The organism is Streptomyces sp. RKAG290 (genome assembly GCF_023701695.1).
Classification (GTDB): domain Bacteria; phylum Actinomycetota; class Actinomycetes; order Streptomycetales; family Streptomycetaceae; genus Streptomyces.
The window spans coordinates 869,082-884,934 of record NZ_JAJOZC010000001.1 but is presented as its reverse complement, the minus strand read 5'-3'; the positions used below and the strand labels follow the sequence as shown (position 1 = coordinate 884,934).

Here is a 15,853-nt window from a genome sequence, read left to right as displayed (position 1 = left end):
GATGGGCGTCAACGGTTCCCCCGCGGACCTCAGCCAGGGCACCCGCACCAAGGGCGGCGTCGGCGAGTCCACGCTGCGCCCCGACGGGATCCTGAAGGTCACCGGCGAGTTCGCCTACTCCTCGGACCTGTGGCACGAGGACATGCTCTGGGGTCACACCCTGCGGTCCACCGTCGCGCACGCCGAGATCGTCTCGATCGACACCTCCGAGGCGCTCGCCACCCCCGGCGTGTACGCCGTGCTCACCTACGACGACCTGCCGACCGCGGTGAAGAACTACGGCCTGGAGATCCGGGACACCCCCGTCCTCGCCCACGGCAAGGTCCGACACCACGGCGAGCCGGTGGCCCTCGTCGCCGCCGACCACCCGGAGACGGCCCGCCGCGCCGCCGCGAAGATCAGGATCGACTACCGCGAACTCCCCGTCATCACCGACGAGGCCTCCGCGACCGCCCCCGACGCGGTCCTCGTCCACGAGGACCGCGACGACCACCACGTCGGGCACGTACCGCACCCCAACATCGTCCACCGCCAGCCCATCGTCCGCGGCGACGCGGACGCGGCGAAGGCGCGCGCCGATGTCGTGGTCAGCGGCAGTTACGTCTTCGGCATGCAGGACCAGGCCTTCCTCGGCCCCGAGTCCGGCATGGCCGTGCCCGCCGAGGACGGCGGCATCGACCTGTACGTCGCCACCCAGTGGCTGCACTCCGACCTCCGCCAGATCGCGCCCGTCCTCGGCCTGCCCGAGGACCGGATCCGCATGACGCTCTCCGGCGTCGGCGGGGCCTTCGGCGGCCGCGAGGACCTGTCGATGCAGATCCACGCCTGCCTGCTGGCGCTGCGCACCGGCAAGCCGGTGAAGATGGTCTACAACCGCTTCGAGTCCTTCTTCGGACACGTCCACCGCCACCCCGCCAAGCTCTGGTACGAGCACGGCGCGACCCGCGACGGCAAGCTCACGCACATGAAGTGCCGCATCGTGCTGGACGGCGGCGCATACGCCTCCGCGTCCCCGGCCGTCGTCGGCAACGCCTCCTCGCTCTCGGTCGGCCCCTACGCCGTCGAGGACGTCGACATCGAGGCGCTCGCCCTCTACACCAACAACCCCCCGTGCGGCGCGATGCGCGGCTTCGGCGCGGTCCAGGCATGCTTCGCCTACGAGGCGCAGATGGACAAGGTCGCCGCCGAACTCGGCATGGACCCGGTCGAGTTCAGACAGCTCAACGCCATGGAGCAGGGCACCCTGCTGCCGACCGGGCAGCCGGTCGACTCGCCCGCCCCGGTCGCGGAACTGCTGCGCCGGGTCAAGGCCAGGCCGCTGCCGCCCGAGCGCCAGTGGGAGAGCGCCGGCGAGCACGCCGACGTACGGGCGCTGCCCGGTGGGCTGTCCAACACCACCCACGGCGAAGGCGTCGTCCGCGGCGTCGGCTACGCGGTCGGCCTGAAGAACGTCGGCTTCTCCGAGGGCTTCGACGACTACTCCACCGCACGGGTGCGCATGGAGGTCATCGGCGGCGAACCCGTCGCGACCGTGCACACCGCCATGGCGGAGGTCGGACAGGGCGGCGTCACCGTGCACGCCCAGATCGCCCGTACCGAACTCGGTGTCGCCCAGGTCACCATTCACCCGGCCGACACCCGGGTCGGCTCGGCCGGCTCGACCTCCGCCTCCCGGCAGACGTACGTCACCGGCGGCGCCGTGAAGAACTCCTGCGAGGCCGTCCGCGAGAAGGTCCTGGAGATCGGCCGCCGCAAGTTCGGCACGTACCACCCCGCCTGGGCCACCGCCGAACTCCTCCTGGAGGGCGGCAAGGTCGTCACCGACGGCGGCGAGGTGCTGGCCGATCTGGCCGACGTGCTGGAGGAAGAAGTGGTCGACGTCGAGCTGGAGTGGCGCCACCGCCCCACCGAGGCCTTCGACCTGCGCACCGGACAGGGCAACGGCCACGTCCAGTACTCCTTCGCCGCACACCGCGCGGTCGTGGAGGTCGACACCGAGCTCGGCCTGGTCAAGGTCATCGAACTGGCCTGCGCCCAGGATGTCGGCAAGGCGCTGAACCCGCTCTCCGTCATCGGCCAGATCCAGGGCGGCACCACCCAGGGCCTGGGTGTCGCCGTCATGGAGGAGATCATCGTCGACCCGAAGACCGCGAAGGTGCGCAACCCGTCCTTCACGGACTACCTGATCCCCACCATCCTCGACACCCCGGCCATTCCGGTCGATGTGCTCGAACTCGCCGACGACCACGCCCCGTACGGGCTCCGTGGCGTCGGTGAGGCCCCCACCCTGTCGTCCACCCCGGCCGTCCTCGCGGCGATCCGGGACGCGACGGGACTGGAGCTCAACAGGACGCCGGTACGACCCGAGCACATCACCGGCACTTGACCGAGCTCCTCCACAGCTCTCCGGGCGGTGTGCGCCTCCAAGGGAACGTCACACTTCCTCCGCCCACACCGCCCGGAGAACCCAAGCTCCGCACCGCTCGCGGCTCTTGACCGGATGCACCCCCACAAGCAGTACCCGCACATCCACCCTGCATGAACAGTTCGTCCTGGGCCGTCCCCCGGGTCGTGCCGCCCGCGCAGTCATCCCAAATCCCGCATCTCCATTCTCCATCGCGGGTGCCCCTGTGAACCTTGGGAGTCAGGCATCATGACCCAGCAGTCAGTGGAACCCCAGAGCGCCGCGGAGGAAGCGGGCCCCGGCTCGCGCGTCCCCGCCGGCAGATCTTGGCTCGACCGGTACTTCCACATATCCGAGCGCGGAACGACCGTCGCACGCGAAGTGCGCGGCGGTGTCACGACCTTCATGGCCATGGCGTACATCCTGTTGCTCAACCCGCTGATCCTCGGCGGCAAGGACGTGGACGGGAACATCCTCAGCCAGCCGGGGCTGATCACGGCCACCGCGTTCGCCGCGGCCGCGACCACCCTGCTGATGGGCTTCGTCGGCAAGGTCCCCCTCGCGCTCGCCGCGGGGCTCAGTGTGTCCGGCGTCCTGTCCTCACAGGTCGCCCCCCACATGACCTGGCCGCAGGCCATGGGTATGTGCGTGATGTACGGCCTGGTGATCTGCCTCCTGGTGGTCACCGGCCTGCGCGAGATGATCATGAACGCGATCCCGCTCGCACTGAAGCACGGCATCACGATGGGCATCGGTCTGTTCATCGCCCTCATCGGCCTCTACAAGGCCGGCTTCGTGGGCAAGGGCGTCGCCACCCCGGTGAGTCTCGGCGCGACCGGCGAACTCGCCGGCTGGCCCGTCCTCATCTTCGCGGTGACACTGCTGCTGATCTTCATGCTGCAGGCCCGCAACGTCCCCGGCGCGATCCTGATCGGCATCGTCGTCGGCACCGTGGTCGCCATCGTGATCAACAAGGTCGCCGACGTCGACCCGAAGATCTGGAGCAGCGGCCCGCCCGAGCTCCAGGGCTCCGCGGTCTCCTCGCCCGACTTCTCGCTCTTCGGCGACGTCGAGTTCGGCGGCTGGGGCGACGTCGGGGCGATGACCGTCGGCTTCATCGTCTTCACCCTCGTGCTGGCCGGCTTCTTCGACGCGATGGCCACCATCATCGGTGTCGGTACGGAGGCCGAACTGGCCGACGACAAGGGCCGGATGCCGGGTCTGTCCAAGGCGCTGTTCATCGACGGCGCGGGCGGTGCGATCGGCGGTGTCGCCGGTGGTTCCGGGCAGACGGTCTTCGTCGAGTCGGCGACCGGTGTGGGGGAGGGCGCCAGGACCGGGCTCGCCTCCGTCGTCACCGGCCTCTTCTTCGCCGCCTGTCTCTTCTTCACCCCGCTCACGGCGATCGTGCCGGCCGAGGTGGCGTCCGCCGCCCTGGTCGTCATCGGCGCCATGATGATGCAGAACGCCCGGCACGTGGACTGGAGCGACCGTGCCGTCGCCATCCCGGTCTTCCTGACCGTGGTCCTGATGCCGTTCACGTACACCATCACCACCGGTGTGGCGGCAGGTGTCATCTCCTGGGTCGCGATCAAGGTCGCCCAGGGCCGGGCCCGCGAGATCGGGGCCTTCATGTGGGGTCTGACGGTGATCTTCATCGTCTACTTCGCGCTCCATCCGATCGAGAGCTGGCTGGGCGTCAGCTGACGCCCCGGGGCCTGTCGCCGCACCTGTGTCCGACGACAGGCCCCCGCCACACATCCGCCAAGGGGACCGAGATGCTGGACATCGCCGAGGAGCTCGACCGGTGGGCCGGGCAGGGACGCGAATTCGCCGTTGCCACGGTCGTGGCCGTCGGCGGCAGTGCGCCCCGCCAGCCGGGTGCCGCCCTGGCCGTCGACCGTGACGGCACGGCGATCGGCTCGGTCTCCGGCGGGTGCGTCGAGGGCGCGGTGTACGAGCTGTGCCGACAGGCCCTCGACGACGGCACGACCGTCCGGGAGCGGTTCGGATACAGCGACGAAGACGCCTTCGCGGTCGGTCTGACCTGCGGCGGCGTCATCGACATCCTGGTGACACCGGTCCGGGCGCACGATCCCGCCCGCCCGGTGTTCGCCGCCGTGCTCGCCGCCGCCGCACGGGGGGAGGCGGCGGCGGTGGCCCGGATCACCGACGGGCCCGCCGAACTCCTCGGCCGGCCCCTGCTGGTCCACCCCGACGGCCGTTACGAGGGCGGGCTCGGCGGACACCCGGAACTGGACCGCACCGCCGCGGCCGAGGCCCGCGCCCTGCTGGACGCGGGCCGCACCGGCCCCGTCACCATCGGCGCCGAGGGCTCGCGGTGCGGGCAGCCGCTGACCCTGTTCGTCGAGTCCAGCGTCCCGCCGCCCCGGATGATCGTGTTCGGGGCCATCGACTTCGCCGCCGCGCTGGTGCGGGCCGGGAAGTTCATCGGCTACCACGTCACGGTGTGCGACGCCCGCCCGGTCTTCGCCACGAAGGCCAGATTCCCGGAGGCCGACGAACTGGTCGTCGACTGGCCGCACCGCTACCTGGCCGGCACCGACGTCGACGCCCGCACCGTCCTGTGCGTGCTCACCCATGACGCCAAGTTCGATGTCCCGCTGCTGGAGGCGGCGTTGAGGCTTCCCGTCGCGTACGTCGGCGCGATGGGCTCGCGCCGCACCCACCTGGCGCGCAACGACCGGCTGCGCGAGGCCGGGGTCACCGAGCTGGAACTGGCCAGGCTGCACTCGCCCATCGGCCTCGACCTCGGCGCCCGTACGCCCGAGGAGACCGCCCTGTCGATCGTCGCGGAGATAGTCGCGGACCGGCGCGGCGGCAGCGGCGTCCCGCTGACCGGTGCGCACACCCCGATCCACCACAGCGGCGCCCTGCCGCCCACCGGGCGGATCGGTTCCGTGGCCTGATCAGCCCCCGTGTGCGCTCACGCCGACCGGCGGGTTGCCGCCACGGCATATTCACGCCAGGTGTGAATCTCACCGCAGCCGCCCATTTACCGGTAGATCAGCTGCATGACATTCACGCCCTCCACCGCCTCCGGCCGGGTGAGACCCGCCCGCGCGGGGCGCAGAGCCCTCCTCATAGCGACATCCGTCGCCCTGGTGAGCGGCGCACTGCTCCCCGCCACGGGCTCCGCGTCCGCCGCCACCGGGCGGACCCCGTCCACCGACCGCCACGCCGCCCCGGCCCAGAGCTACGACATCACGCTGCTCACGGGCGACGTCGTCCACTACACCGACGGCGCCGGCAAGCAGGACACCGTCACCGTGGACCGCCCCGACGGCGCGGCCGGCGGGGTGCACGTCCAGCAGGCGGGGGACGACATCTACGTCCTGCCCGACGAGGCGGCCGGCCTGATCGCAGCCGGCAAGCTGGACCGCCGGCTCTTCGACGTCACCGCGCTCGCGAAGATGGGCTACGACGACAAGAAGACCGGCGGCATCCCGCTGATCGCCACCTACCCGGCGAGCAAGGCACGTTCGCTGCCCGCGGCGCCCCGCGGCAGCAAGGCGGTCCGCCGGCTGGAGAGCATCCACGGAGCGGCGCTGAAGGCGCAGAAGGACACCACCCGCACCTTCTGGAACGACATCGCGGCCACGTCCCAGGCGCGTGCGCTGGACAACGGCATCTCCAAGCTCTGGCTCGACGGCCGGGCCGAGGCCGCGCTGAAGGACTCCGTCCCGCAGATCAACGCCCCGCAGGCGTGGGCCGCGGGCTACGACGGCAAGGGCTCCAAGGTCGCCGTCCTGGACACCGGCATCGACGCCACGCACCCGGACGTCAAGGACCGCATCCTGGAGTCCAGGAGCTTCGTGCCCGGCCAGGAGGTCGACGACAAGAACGGCCACGGCACGCACGTCGCCTCCACGATCGCCGGTTCCGGCGCCGCGTCGGACGGTCTCAACAAGGGGGTCGCCCCGCCGCGGACCTGATCATCGGCAAGGTGCTCAGTGACGAGGGCTCCGGCGCGGACTCCGGCATCATCGAGGCGATGGAGTGGGCCAAGGCGGAAGGCGCCGACGTCGTCTCCATGAGCCTGGGCTCCAGCATCCCGGACGACGGCTCGGACCCGATGTCGCAGGCCGTCGACACCCTCTCGGCCGACGGTGGCCCGCTGTTCGTGATCGCGGCGGGCAACGCGTACGGCGCGGGCACCATCGGCGCACCCGGCTCGGCGGACAAGGCGCTCACCATCGCCGCCGTCGACAAGCAGGACAACCGCGCGGACTTCTCCTCCATGGGCCCGCTCACCAGGTCCTACGGCCTCAAGCCCGACCTCTCCGCACCGGGCGTCGACATCAACGCGGCCGCCTCGCAGTCGGTTCCCGGCATCGAGGGCATGTACCAGTCGATGTCCGGCACGTCGATGGCGACGCCGCATGTCGCGGGCGCCGCGGCCATCATGAAGCAGCGTCACCCCGACTGGTCCGGCCAGCGCATCAAGGACGCGCTGATGACCTCGTCGAAGGAGCTGCCCGACTACACCCCGTACGAGCAGGGCTCCGGGCGGCTGGACGTGAAGGCGGCGATCGACACCACGATCGAGGCCACCGGTTCCGTCGCGGTCGCGTCGTACGACTGGCCGCACTCCGCCTCCGACCCGGTCGCCGAGCGCACCATCACCTACCGCAACACCGGTGACAAGGACGTCACGCTGGACCTGGCGACCGGCACGGACGAAGCCGCCTACACGCTCTCGGTCAAGAAGCTGACAGTCCCGGCCGGTTCGACCGCCGATGCCGTGCTCTCGCTCGACCCGTCGAAGGCCGAGAACAACACCACCTTCTCCGGACAGGTGACCGCGAAGGACGCCACCGGCACTACCGTCGCGCACACCGGCTTCGCGCTCAACAAGGAGCAGGAGCTCTACGACCTGACGCTCCAGCTGCGCGACCGCGCGGGCAAGCCGATGGACGGCCAGGTCGTCCTCGCCGCACTCGGCGACCCGAACCTCGGCGTCGTCGCGGTGCCGGGCACGACCACGCTGCGACTGCCGCCGGGCAACTACACCGCCTGGTCCGCCGCCGACATCAAGGGTGACACCGCGGACTCGAAGGCCCTCGCCTTCCTGGCCGCCCCCGAGATCATCCTCGACAAGCCGACCACCGTCTCCCTCGACGCCTCCAAGGCCCACAAGGTCAGCGTGCGGACGCCGAAGGAGACCGAGACCCGTCAGCTGCGCTACGACATGGCGCGCACCGCACCGGACGGCACCGTCCAGCGCGACGCCTTCCAGATCCCGCTGACGTACGACCAGCTGTGGGCGAGCCCGACGAAGAAGGTCACCCAGGGCAGCTTCTCCTTCCTGACCCGCTGGCGGCAGGGCGAGAAGCTGATCGACCTGACGGCCGACGGCCGCGATGTGCCGGTGGCCGTGCAGGGCGGTTCGCCCGTCGCCGAGGACAGCAGGAAGCAACTCGGCACCGTCTTCGCGGGCAACGGCGCCTCCGCCGACTACCGGAAGATCGACGCCAGGGGCAAGGCCGTCGTGATCCGCAGCAGCGCGGCGGTGGCCCCCGCCGACCGGATGGCGGCCGCGGTCGCCGCGGGCGCCAAGGCGCTCTTCGTCGTCAACGAGGGCGACGGCGTGCTGATGGAGTCCTACGCCGGCAGCGACGGCGCCACGGCGGCCGTCCCGGTCGCCTCCGTCCGGCGCCTCGCAGGCGACGCTCTCGTCAAGGCCGCCCAGCGGGGCCGGAAGGTGACGGTCGGCCAACGGAGGTTCGCGAGCTACGTGTACGACCTGGTCGACCGCCACGACGGCACGATCCCCGACCGCTCGCTGGCCTTCGCCCCGGCCACCCGTCAGCTCGCGAAGGTGGAGAACACCTTCCACGGCAACCGTGACGTAGTCGGCGGCGGCTACCGCTACGACATCCCCGACTACGGCTTCGGCATCGGCTTCGCGGAGTACGAGAAGTACCCCGCCACCCGTACCGAGTGGGTCAACCCGCTGCCCGGCGCCTCGTTCTGGTACGAGGACCACGCGGTCTACAACGCCGACGGCAGCGACGTCTCGCTGGAGGAACGCGGCGCCGAGGCGGACTACACGGCGGGCCGCAGCTACCGGGACGAGTGGTTCGCACCGGTCACCCACCCGCGCCTGGGCACCGGCTTCTGGGGTCCGTTCCGCACCTCGTACAACGACATCCAGTTCAACATGACGCCGTGGACGGACTCCGGCACCGGCCACTCCGGCTCCATGCCCGACAAGGAGTACGACACCGGCACCGTCGCCTTCTACCAGGGCGACACCCTGATCGACGAGTCGCCGGGCCGCGCGGGCTACGTCGGGGACCTCTCCGCCGAGAAGCTCCCGTACCGGCTGGTGCTCGACGCCTCGCGTGACGCCGAGACCTGGAAGTCCTCGATCCGGACGCACACCGAGTGGGACTTCGTCTCCGGCGCGCTCGACCCGAGCGGTCCCACGCAGGCCGACATCCCGCTGCTCCAGCTGGACTACGACGTCAGCACCGACCTGGCCGGTGACGTGAAGGCCGGGCAGTGGACCGAGCTCGGTCTCTCGTCGACCACGCAGGAGTGGCTGGACGGCGCCGTGAAGGCGTCGAAGGCCTCGCTGTCCGTCAGTTACGACGACGGGAAGAGCTGGAGCGCGGTGCAGCTCAAGAAGGACTCGGCCGGTTCCTGGACCGCCCGGTTCAAGACCCCGAAGAAGGGCGCCACCGCGGTCTCGCTCAAGGCGCATGCGGAGGCCGGCGGCGGTCTCGGCGTGGACCAGGAGATCATCCGGGCCTTCGGCCTGAAGTGACCTGCTGAGACTGCCTCTTGAGGCGGCCGCGCACCCCGGCCCCCGGGGTGCGCGGCCGCCTCTTCGTGGTCCTGCGCAGGACCAGGACCCGCTCGGCGCCGGGGTCTCTCCCGGCAGCCCTTACGCGGCGTCCGGGACTCTGGGACGCAGCTCGGCAGGCCGCCGGAGCACCGCCGCCGCGCACAGCAGCGCGGGTGCGGCCGCGAGGGCGAAGCACACGGGCAGCGGGAGCCGGCCGACGAGCAGACCGACCACCGCGGTGCCGCCCGAAGACCCCGCGTTGACGGCGGTGTTGACCCAGGCGCCCGCCTGGGTGCGCCGCGAGACGTCCACCGACTCGTCCGCGATCAGATACGCGGTGGTGAGGGCCGGGGCCACGAACATCCCGGCCACCGCGACCACGGCGATCAGCACGTACAGGTGCGGCGAGAGTCCGGCCAGCAGCAGCGCCGCACCCAGCGCGCCCGCCGCCACCGGCAGCCGTACCCGGCTCGATGACCGCCACCGGACCGCGCCGTACGCCAGGCCCCCGACCGCACTCCCCGCCGAGAGCGCGGCGAGCACCCACGCCACGGCCGCCGCCTGATGGCGCTGCTCGGTGAAGGCGACCACCAGCAGGTCGAGGCCTCCGAGGCAGAGGCCCACCGCGGCGGTCACCAGTACCGCGTGACGCAGCGCGGCGATGTCGTGCAACCGGAGCCGGGGCGCGGCGGGGCGGCCTTCCGCGGCCGGAGCGGCGGCAAGATGCTTACGGGGTACGGCGGGTGACGTCACCATCGCCGCTGTGCCCACGAGGGCCAGCACGGCACTGGCCAGGACCCCGGCCGCCGGTTCGGCGGCCTTCACCACGAGGCCCACCAGCAACGGCCCGCTGACGAAGAGCAGTTCCTCGGCGACGCCGTCGAGGCTGTAGGCGCGCTGGAGCAGCTCCCGGTCGGGCACGAGGCTGCTCCACAGAGTCCGCATGACCGGCCCCAGCGGCGGGGTGCAGGCGCCCGCCGTCACGGCCAGCGCCCCCAGCACCAGCGCGGGGACGCCGGGCCGCCAGGTGGCGCCGGCCAGTGCGGTGAGCAGGGCCGCGTACAGACCCGCCATCGGCGGCAGGGCCCGGCGCGGGCCGTACCGGTCGATCAGTGCGGCGCGGGCGGGGGAGAGGAAGACGCTGGCGGCCCCGAACAGGGCCATCACACCGCCGGCGACGGCGTACGAGCCGGTGGCGTCCTTGACGGCCAGCAGCAGGGAGAGCGACACCATCCCGTAGGACAGCCGCCCCAGCAGCGCGGCGCCGAAGGTCCGGGACGCGTGGCGGGTACGGAGAACGGTGGCGTAGGAGGGCGCGCGCGAAGGCGCGGACGAAGGTGTGGACATGAGGACATTCCTCGTGAGGGCAGCGCCGGAACACCGGGCTGCGGGCGTGCGGGGACACCGGAGCGCCGCACCCGGTGGAGCGGGTGCGGTCAGTGCCGGGTCCTATGCACGAGGAGGAGTCATGCGGGAAAAATAGCAGAGCCGCTGCCGCCGGCGGCAGCGAATATCGTGAGGTGCGCCGCCAGGGCACGCGAGCCCGGCCTGATCCGGACGGGCAGGCCTATCCGGTGATGTCCGGATTGGCCGCCAGGACGGTCTCGGTGACCGCCCACAGCCGGGGCAGGAACCGGATGACCTCCTCGCGCCGCGCCGGCAGGTCCGCGGCGCCGCTGATGCCCAGGAGATCGGCGGCCGCCGCCTCGAACGCGGGCAGCCGCTCGGCGTGCAGGCCGGGGGCGTCCACGGCCAGCACGGTGTGGCAGCGGGCGAGCGTCGCGATGATCCAGAAGACGGCCTCGCGGTGGTCGCCCCGCTCGACGAGATCGATACTGCCGTCGACGGCGATCGGGCGGGCCGCCCCGGTGAGGTCGCTGCTGAAGAAGAACGGCGTCCGGGCCACCGGGACCGTGGCATCGAACGTCCGGGCCAGCTCGGTCACATGGTGCCGCACCTGTCGGGCGGAGACCTCGGCGCAGCCGAGAAGTCCCAGCAGTTCGGGGTAGAGCTCCTGCTGTCCGTACGCGGTGAGGACGTCGCGCGCGGCCGGGTAGCGCAGCCGGACGGTGGGGTTGCGCAGTGCGGCGACCAGCAGGACGTGGGTGGTGACCCCGGTGGGGAACATCCAGGCCGGCACCTGTTCGTGGAAGGGCGCGGACGCGTCGGACGCGGCGAGCCGGTTCTCCACGCGGCGCCGGGCGTCCAGGCAGCGACGACGGACCCAGGCCCGGTCGGTGAACCGGCGCGAGATGTCCTCGTGCAGGGCGCGCAGCCGGCCGGTGGGATCGTCGATGACCGTGTCGCTGCGGAAACCGCCTGCCAGATGGTACGAGGAGAGCACCTCGTCCGGGGCGTCGAGCTCCGCCCACGGTACGTAGGTGATCTCCAACAGGGCGCCCCCGTAAAGAGTTTTGCCTGGCTTGGCCGGCGGTTCGTCCTCTGCGACGACGACCATGACGTCGACGTCGGACGAGGGCGCCAGCTCGGCGTCGTCGGGCCGCCCCACCGTCGAGCCGCTGAAGTACGCCCCCCGGTAGCCGGGGGTGGAGGGGGCGTGTTCGGCCACCCAGCGGACCGCGGCGGCTCGTGCCGCTCCGACTCTCACAGCTGAACTCCTCGGGGACGGCCCCGGACCGCCCGACGGGGCCCGGTGGCGAGGTGGTCAAGATCCGTTCTCCCCCGACTACTACGGCGCCCGCCCGCCGACGTCAAGCGTCGGACGACGGGTCGTCCCGCCGCGCCGCGAGCGCGCGGAAACGGCTTCGGTGAACCGACCGGGCGGCGGTAGTGTCGTGGCCCGCTCCGACTCCGGCGAAAGGAAACACGTGGCACTGGGAACCGAGGACCGGCTGGCCGTCCTGGAACTGATCGCACTGCACGGCCATCTGGTCGACGACGGTGAACTCCACCGCCTGGACGAGCTGTTCACCGACGACGTGGTCTACGACGTCACGAGCCTGGGCCACGGCTCGCTGGTGGGGGTGGACGCCTTCCGGGATGCCGCGCTCGCCATGGGCGCGCTCAACCCGGTCGGTCATCACGTCACGAACATCGTGCTCACCGACCTGGGTGACGGCCGGGTGTCGGCCCGGTCCAAGGGCATCGGGATCAACGCCGACGGGACGAGCGGCAGCGTGACGTACGAGGACACCGTCGTGCGCGGCGAGCGGGGCTGGCGCATCGCCCGCCGCAAGGTCATCGCACGGCGCACCCCGCTCAGCGCCTCCTGACCCCCTCTTCCGGCGTCAGGCCAGGCTGTCGAGTTCCCGGACCAGGCGGGCGCCCTCGCGCGTCATGATCTCCGGATCGCGCAGGGCGCTGGAGAGCAGGGACATGCCCTGGTAGGCGCCGACGAGCGCCAGTGCGAGCCCCTCGGGGTCGGCGGCGCCCAGCTCGCGGTACTGCTGCTCCACCCAGTCCAGCAGCAGGCGGATGACCCGCCCCGCCTCGGCGTCGAGGCCGCCCTCGGCGCGCTTGTCGAGCTCGACGGCCAGGGTGCCCATCGGGCAGCCGTAGCGGGCCGCGGTCTCCCGCCGGCCGACCCACGCCCCGATGAGGGCCTTGAGGCGTTCCCGCGGGTCGGGGAGTCGGTCGAGCAGACCGGTGAGTTCGCCCAGGTGGCCCGCGTGCTCCGCGAGGGCGGCCTGGACCAGCTCGTCCTTGGTCTTGAAGTAGTAGTACACGTTGCCCGCCGGGACGTCGGCGGCGCGGGCGATGTCGGCGATGGTCGTGCGCTCCACGCCCTGCTCGTGCAGGACCCTTGCGGTGGCGGCCGTCAGCCGCTGCCGCTTGCCGGCCGCCTTGGCCCGAGGGTGCCGGGAATCCATTGAGTCAGTCACCCGACTAACTATAGACAGCCGCCCGCCCGCCTGTGCTAGCTTCTCGGTCGACGGAGTTAGTAAGTCAACTAACTTACTTCTGAGCGGGGAGATCGACATGATCGTGGTGACAGGTGCGACCGGGAACGTCGGGCGGACGCTGGTGCGGATTCTCACCGGGGCGCAGGTGCCGGTGACGGCGGTGGCGCGGCACATCACCGATGCCGATGTGCCGCCCGGGGTGCGGGCGGTGGCCGCGGACCTGGCCCGGCCGGCGGGTCTGCACGCCGCGTTCGCCGGGGCGGACGCACTGTTCCTGCTGGTGGCCGGCGAGGACCCGGACGGCATTCTGGCGGCGGCGAAGGCCGCCGGTGTGCGCAGGGTGGTGCTGCTGTCCTCGCAGGGCGTGGAGACCCGCCCCGAGGCCTACCGGCACCCGGGCCGGTTCGAGGAGGCCGTGCGGGAGTCCGGGCTCGACTGGACGGTCCTGCGGTCGGGCGGGATGGCTGCCAACGCGTTCGCCTGGGCCGAGTCGATCCGCACCCGACGGGAGGCCGCGGCGCCGTTCGCGGACGTGGCGCTGCCCTTCGTCGACCCGGACGACGTCGCCGCGGCCGCCGCGGCCGTGCTGCACGGTGACCCGCACCCGGGCGCCACGTACACCCTGACCGGTCCCGCGGGGACCACTCCGCGCGAGCGGGCGGCCGCGATCGGGGCCGCCCTCGGCGAACCGGTCCGGTTCACCGAACAGACCCGTGCGCAGGCCCACGAACTGATGGCGCGGTTCATGCCGTTGCCCGTGGTCGAGGGCACCCTGGCCATCCTGGGTGAACCGACCGAGGGCGAACGGCGGGTGAGCCCCGACACCGAACGGCTCCTGGGCCGGGCGCCGGGCACCTTCGCCGCGTGGGCGGAGCGCAACGCCGCCGCCTTCCGGTGACCACAGGGTCGCGCCCCCGCGTCCACGGGGGCGCCGCCCGCCCTTCCTCCGACGGGCGGGTGGTGCACACCGCGCACCACCCGCCCGGGGAGCGCGCCCGTCAGCGGCCGGCCTGCAACGCCGTCCAGGTGCCGGTCCCCACGATGCCGTCCGCCGTCAGGCCACGGCTCGTCTGGTAGCTGCGCACCGCCGTCGTCGTCGCCGGGCCGAAGCTCCCGTCGATGCCGACCGTCGAACCGAGCGCCGCGGTCAGCGCCCGCTGGAGCCGCTTGACACCCTCGCCCGACGCGCCCTCCTGGAGGGTCGCCGTCGCACCCGCCGACAGCAGCGCGGTCCAGGTCCCGGGCCCCACGACGCCGTCGGCGGCCAGCCCGTGCGCCGTCTGATACGCCGTCACCGCGGCCTCCGTGGCCGGGCCGAAGACGCCGTCGGCCGCGCCCGCCGCCTGGCCCTGCTCGTTCAGCAGCTGCTGGACCGCGGTGACCTGGGCGCCCGTCGAGCCGCTCCGCTGGGTGGCGTACGCGGTGAAGCTGCGCCCGTCCGGGGTGCTGCCGCCCCCCGTGGCCCCGCCCACCAGCTGCATGTAGCGGGTCCAGTCCCAGTTCGGGCCGGGGTCGGTGTGATCGTTGCCCGGCGCCTCGCTGTGCCCGATGATGTGCGCCCGGTCCTTCGGGATCCCGTACCGGTCGCACAGGTGCGCGGTCAGGGCCGCCGACGACCGGTACATCGCGTCGGTGAACCAGGTCGGGTCGTCGATGAAGCCCTCGTGCTCGATGCCGAGTGCCGAGGCGTTGGCGCTCCGAGCGTGGTACGCGGTGTCGCTGTCGCGCACCATCTGGGTGATCTGGCCGTCGGAGGAGCGCACCACGTAGTGCGCGCTCACCTCGGCGGTCGGGTTCTGGAACCAGCTGATCGAGCCCGCGTACGAGCCCTGCGTGACATGGATGATCACCTTGTCGACGGCCGCCGAGCGGCCGGTGGCGAAGTTGTTCGGGTCGGCCGGGACCCAGAGCGCGGACGGGTAGTCGGGGCTCTGGGTGCGCAGCTCCGCGGTGTCGAGCGATCCCTTGTGCGGGGAGACCGGACGGCCCGTCACCGAGACCCGCTCGCCGTCCGGGGCGACGACGTCGAGCCCGTCCGCCAGGAAGGTGTAGACCGTGTCGGCGTAGAGGGCGGCGGCCGGCCCCTGGCTGCCGCTGTACCGGGCGACGGCCGGGTACCAGGCGTTGATGTCGTCGCGGTCCCGGGCGTCGAGGCCGAGCTTGTCCGCGTAGCCGCGCAGCACCGCCGCGCCGCCCAGGATGTTGGCGCCGGTGTCGGCGCGGAGGTCGGCCAGGGGTTCGCCGGTGAGGGCGGCGGCGCGCTCCAGCGTCCGGTTCGTGGGGTTGCTGGCGAGGTGCATCACGCCGTAGCCGTTCGCCTGGCTGGGGCGGCCCGAGTGGTCGTCGAGGCGGGTCTCGCCGTAGCCGACGGCGGCGAGCAGATCACGCGGTACGCCGAACTGTTCGGCCGCCCGCTCGAACGCCCGGTTCATCGGCCGGCCGGGGTCCGGAGCGGCGAGGGCCGGGGTGCCGGTCGTGGCCAGGACGGTGGCGGTGAGGGCCGCCAGCACGGATGCGCGGGCCTTTGTGTGGGCTGCGACGCGTCTGGGCATACCTGCTCCTGCTCTGTGGGGGAGAAGAACGGCCCCCGGGCCCGGGTGGGGTGGGCGCAGGGGCCGCGAAGCCCGGTCAGGGTATCCAGCTGTTCAGGGCATGACAATCATTGACCTGCGTGTCGAACTTCGTTTCACTCCAATGGAGTTGAGGGGCGACGGCGGGTCCGGCTGTGGGGCACCGCTCGGCGCCCGGCCCGCCCCGGTTGTCCGCCGGGGC

9 protein-coding genes and 1 pseudogene are annotated in these 15,853 nt (G+C 72.1%); 6 read left to right on the top strand and 4 right to left on the bottom strand.

What is annotated here, in order from left to right; genetic code table 11:
- Window position 1: 1 nt before the first annotated feature.
- The 4 genes and pseudogenes from LNW71_RS03770 (at window position 2) to LNW71_RS03755 (ending at window position 9,197) form a co-directional block, all read left to right on the top strand.
- The gene (locus tag LNW71_RS03770; protein WP_250966914.1) at window positions 2-2,386 is read left to right on the top strand and encodes a molybdopterin cofactor-binding domain-containing protein; all 2,385 of its coding nucleotides are present in this window, start codon (window positions 2-4) and stop codon (window positions 2,384-2,386) included.
- A gap of 267 nt (window positions 2,387-2,653) precedes the next feature.
- Entirely contained in the window at window positions 2,654-4,111 is a 1,458-nt protein-coding gene (locus tag LNW71_RS03765) for an NCS2 family permease (protein WP_250966913.1), read from the top strand.
- Window positions 4,112-4,182: 71 nt separating this feature from the next.
- On the top strand, window positions 4,183-5,334 hold the full coding sequence (locus LNW71_RS03760) for an XdhC/CoxI family protein (RefSeq protein WP_250966912.1): 1,152 nt from the start codon (window positions 4,183-4,185) through the stop codon (window positions 5,332-5,334).
- Between the two features lie 105 nt (window positions 5,335-5,439).
- Window positions 5,440-9,197: pseudogene (locus tag LNW71_RS03755) on the top strand (S8 family serine peptidase).
- A 120-nt stretch (window positions 9,198-9,317) separates the two neighbouring features.
- Here the strand turns inward: LNW71_RS03755 and LNW71_RS03750 are convergent.
- Together LNW71_RS03750 and LNW71_RS03745 are read right to left on the bottom strand one after the other, a co-directional pair.
- Entirely contained in the window at window positions 9,318-10,565 is a 1,248-nt protein-coding gene (locus LNW71_RS03750) for an MFS transporter (RefSeq protein ID WP_250966911.1), read from the bottom strand.
- A gap of 220 nt (window positions 10,566-10,785) precedes the next feature.
- Window positions 10,786-11,826 (bottom strand): hypothetical protein, encoded by a 1,041-nt coding sequence (locus tag LNW71_RS03745; protein ID WP_250966910.1) that lies wholly within the window; start codon window positions 11,824-11,826, stop codon window positions 10,786-10,788.
- Between the two features lie 220 nt (window positions 11,827-12,046).
- Here LNW71_RS03745 and LNW71_RS03740 point away from each other — a divergent pair, with 220 nt between their 5' ends.
- Window positions 12,047-12,451 carry a nuclear transport factor 2 family protein gene (locus LNW71_RS03740; RefSeq protein ID WP_250966909.1) on the top strand — a complete coding sequence of 135 codons (405 nt, stop codon included), beginning with the start codon at window positions 12,047-12,049 and terminating at the stop codon, window positions 12,449-12,451.
- A gap of 15 nt (window positions 12,452-12,466) precedes the next feature.
- Here LNW71_RS03740 and LNW71_RS03735 read toward each other — a convergent pair whose 3' ends face one another.
- A complete protein-coding gene (locus LNW71_RS03735) occupies window positions 12,467-13,060 on the bottom strand; it encodes a TetR/AcrR family transcriptional regulator (protein ID WP_374119332.1) in 594 nt (197 codons plus the stop codon).
- A 97-nt stretch (window positions 13,061-13,157) separates the two neighbouring features.
- Between LNW71_RS03735 and LNW71_RS03730 the strand changes: the two genes are divergently transcribed.
- Entirely contained in the window at window positions 13,158-13,979 is an 822-nt protein-coding gene (locus LNW71_RS03730; RefSeq protein ID WP_250966908.1) for an NAD(P)H-binding protein, read from the top strand.
- Window positions 13,980-14,079: 100 nt separating this feature from the next.
- On the opposite strand, the gene LNW71_RS03725 is transcribed toward LNW71_RS03730, so the two are convergent.
- The gene (locus tag LNW71_RS03725) at window positions 14,080-15,633 is read right to left on the bottom strand and encodes a peptidoglycan-binding protein (RefSeq protein ID WP_250966907.1); all 1,554 of its coding nucleotides are present in this window, start codon (window positions 15,631-15,633) and stop codon (window positions 14,080-14,082) included.
- Between the last annotated feature and the right edge of the window lie 220 nt (window positions 15,634-15,853).